The following is a 3,757-nucleotide window of genomic DNA, read 5'->3' as shown; positions in this document are numbered from 1 at the left end:
GATGATTGGCGCTGGGTAGATTACTGGACGCCCGTCGAGGAAATTGTATTTTTCAAACGGCGGGTATACGAAAAAGCTCTGCATGAATTTGCGCCACTGCTATTTCCTGAATACCGTAAACGGGCCGGTAATCGTGACCCGTCAGCTGGTTAATTCAGTTGCTTGCGAAATACGCTGGAATTACGTTGATAGTTATATAACGCCTGTTTTTGCATAGGTAAGTCACTGATTGCAGAGGGCTGAAAGCCATGTTCGATAAACCAGTGTGCAGTCTGAGTTGTCAGCACATAAAGCGTATTCCACCCTGCCGTTTTAGCCTGTTTTTCCAACACGGTCAGTAACTGTTTGCCACGGCCTTGATGACGGTAGTCTGTGGATATCGCCATGCAGGCCAATTCCGCTGCATTGTTTTCCGGATAAGGGTATAACGCAGCACAGGCGACGACCGTGCCATCACGCTCCATCACCGTGAAATGATCAATTTCCCTTTCCAGTAATTCCCGAGAACGTTTGACAAGTACTCCGCTTTGTTCCAGAGGTTGCAGTAATTCCAGAATGCCACCGACATCTTCAATATTTGCCTGACGTGTGGTTTCAAACGAAGTGGCACTGATTAACGTACCAGCACCATCCCGGCTGAATAATTCCTGCAACAAGGCACCATCAATCGAACGGTCCAGCAAATGTACCCTGGAAACACCTGCTTTACAGGCGCTGACAGCCGCACTTAATGACGGGTGATCGTAATCTTTTGCCTGTTGCAGCGTAATTTCCCGGGGCAAATGCTCATTGCTCTGACCAATAAATATAAGTTTGTCGGCTTGTAAGCGCGTGGCCGCTGCGGTGGCAATAGCCTCGGCAGATAAATTAAAGATTTCACCAGTAAGTGAATATCCCAGCGGCGGTAGCAGTACCAGATTGCCATTAGTCAATTGCTGTTGAATACCTTCAGCATCAATACGTCTGACTTCACCGGTATGTCCCAGATCAATACCATCAATAATGCCAGCGGGGCGGGCGGTGACCAGATTTCCACTGACACAGCGAATCCGTGAATCGGCCATAGGGGTGTGTGGCAGGCCAAACGAAAGTTTGGATTCAATAGCGATACGTAATTCCCCCACCACCCCACGGGCGATCTGCAGACTGGCATCATCCGTAATCCGCAGGCCACGATGATATTTCACTGCAATATTGCGTTTCTCACATTGCGCTTCGATTTGAGGCCGTGCACCAAATACCAGTACCAGTCGAATATCCAGACTATTCAGAATCGCCAGATCATGGATCAGATGATCAAAATTATCTGCTGCGACCGTTTCACCATCAAAAGCAATGACAAAAGTTGCGCCACTGTGGGCGTGAATATACGGTGCAGCCGCTCTGAACCATGAGGTTGTGGTCGCGAAATGAGCGTCTGCAGGTTGTTGTGATGATGAATTCATAATGTCTTTTTATCGTAGTCTCACCACGCTTGCCAAGTTGCGTGTAAAATCCCGTGGTTAAACTGATGTCATTCCGTTGTTGCAGTGTGTCCATCAGTCTCAATTATAGTTGGAGAAAATCAATGCCTGAATATCGTTCAAAAACTTCTACTGCTGGCCGTAATATGGCGGGCGCCCGTGCTTTATGGCGGGCCACAGGCATGAAGGATGATGATTTCAGCAAGCCTATTATAGCGATTGCGAACTCATTCACACAGTTTGTTCCGGGCCATGTTCATTTGAAAGATCTGGGTCAGTTAGTCGCGCGTGAAATTGAACGGGTTGGTGGTGTTGCGAAAGAATTCAATACGATTGCGGTCGATGATGGTATCGCTATGGGTCATAGTGGCATGCTTTACAGTCTGCCTTCACGCGAAATTATCGCCGACTCAGTTGAGTATATGGTCAATGCCCATTGTGCTGATGCGCTGGTGTGCATCTCCAACTGCGACAAGATTACCCCCGGAATGCTAATGGCAGCATTACGTTTGAATATTCCAGTAGTGTTTGTTTCCGGTGGCCCGATGGAGGCCGGTAAAACCAAATTGGCCGGGCAGGATGTCAAACTGGATCTGGTCGATGCCATGGTGCAGGCGGCAGATGATAATGTCAGTGATGAAGATGTTGCTCAGGTTGAGCGTAGTGCATGTCCAACCTGTGGTTCCTGCTCGGGTATGTTCACAGCCAACTCAATGAACTGTCTGACAGAAGCGCTTGGTTTGTCATTGCCGGGGAACGGTTCCTTGCTGGCGACTCATGCTGATCGCCGCGAACTGTTTCTGGAAGCAGGTCGGCGTATCGTCGATCTGGCAAAACGTTATTACGAAAATGATGAAGAAGATGTCCTGCCTCGTGCTATCGCCAGCAAAGCGGCATTTGAAAATGCGATTGCGCTGGATATTGCCATGGGCGGTTCCACCAACACCGTTTTGCATTTACTGGCTGCGGCGCATGAGGGTGAAGTGGATTTCACTATGGCGGATATCGACCGGATGTCCCGCAAGATTCCGAATCTATGCAAGGTAGCCCCGGCGACCAATAAGTATCACATGGAAGACGTGCATCGTGCCGGTGGTGTGATTGGCATCCTGTCTGAACTGGCTGCCGGTGGATTGTTACATACCGAAGTACCAACCGTGCACAGCAAAACGATGGCCGAAGGGCTGGCTTTGTGGGATGTGGCACGCAGTGATCACCAGCCTGCGCAATTACGTTATCTGGCCGGACCTGCCGGAATACCAACCCAAACAGCATTTAGTCAGGATTGCCGCTGGCCTTCTTTGGATCTGGATCGTGAAGAGGGTTGTATTCGTAATGTTGAGCATGCCTACAGCAAAGACGGAGGTTTGGCAGTCTTGTTTGGCAATCTGGCCGAAGAGGGCTGTATTGTCAAAACCGCTGGTGTTGATGAGTCAATACTTAAATTCTCTGGTCCGGCGCGTATCTTTGAATCGCAGGATCATGCTGTGACCGCCATTCTGACGGAACAGGTTCAAGCTGGTGACGTGGTACTGATTCGCTATGAAGGCCCGAAGGGCGGGCCGGGTATGCAGGAAATGCTGTACCCGACCAGCTATCTGAAATCCAAGGGGCTTGGCAAACACTGTGCGTTGCTGACCGATGGCCGATTCTCTGGTGGTACTTCTGGCTTATCTATTGGTCATGCCTCACCGGAAGCTGCAGAAGGCGGCAATATTGGTTTGGTAGAAGAGGGCGATATGATTCATATCGATATCCCTAATCGCAGCATTAATGTTGACTTAACCGATGCCCAGCTGGCGGAAAGACGTATTGCGATGGAACAACGCGGTGAGATGGCCTGGAAACCGGTTAACCGTGAACGTAAAGTCAGCCTTGCTCTGCAGGCTTATGCTGCTCTGACGACCTCTGCTGCCAAAGGCGCGGTACGTGATGTGGAGCAGCTGAAACGCCGCTGAGGGATTAAAAAAACTAACCACAGAGACACAGAGGGCACGGAGAAAGCTTTCGGGGGTATGTGGTTATTTTATCCGCAGATTACGCAGATTTTCGCAGATTCTTAATATGTATTTGCAGGCAATAAGCCTGCTGATACATAGCTTATTTTCTCTAACCAACGTTTTTATAATCCGCTTGTCAGCTGCCTTGTCTCTTAAATACAAGATAAACACTAAGAAAAGCGGGTAATTAATCTGCGCGAATCTGCGTAATCTGCGGATTTTTTAATAAGCCACTCAAACCAGCATGGATATCTTTTTTAAAGAAACATCTGTGCCCTCTGTGTCTCTGTGGTT

Annotated in this window: 2 protein-coding genes and 1 pseudogene; 2 read left to right on the top strand and 1 reads right to left on the bottom strand. The window is 49.0% G+C overall.

Going from position 1 to position 3,757, the window contains the following annotated elements:
• Window positions 1-153: pseudogene (locus tag B3O33_RS04835) on the top strand (RNA pyrophosphohydrolase); the annotation flags it as partial.
• Here the strand turns inward: B3O33_RS04835 and argA are convergent.
• Window positions 150-1,445 (bottom strand): amino-acid N-acetyltransferase, encoded by a 1,296-nt coding sequence (gene argA, locus B3O33_RS04830; protein ID WP_292361214.1) that lies wholly within the window; start codon window positions 1,443-1,445, stop codon window positions 150-152. The pseudogene B3O33_RS04835 and the gene argA sit on opposite strands and share 4 nt — an antisense overlap.
• A 122-nt stretch (window positions 1,446-1,567) precedes the next feature.
• On the opposite strand from argA, the gene ilvD reads away from it, so the two are divergent.
• Entirely contained in the window at window positions 1,568-3,421 is a 1,854-nt protein-coding gene (gene ilvD, locus B3O33_RS04825; RefSeq protein ID WP_292361213.1) for a dihydroxy-acid dehydratase, read from the top strand.
• The last annotated feature ends 336 nt before the right edge of the window (window positions 3,422-3,757 follow it).

The sequence above is a fragment of the Methylophaga sp. UBA1464 genome, from assembly GCF_002325665.1.
GTDB lineage: Bacteria > Pseudomonadota > Gammaproteobacteria > Nitrosococcales > Methylophagaceae > Methylophaga.
The sequence above is the reverse complement of the archived record's forward strand: the minus strand, read 5'-3'. Positions and strand labels throughout refer to the sequence as shown.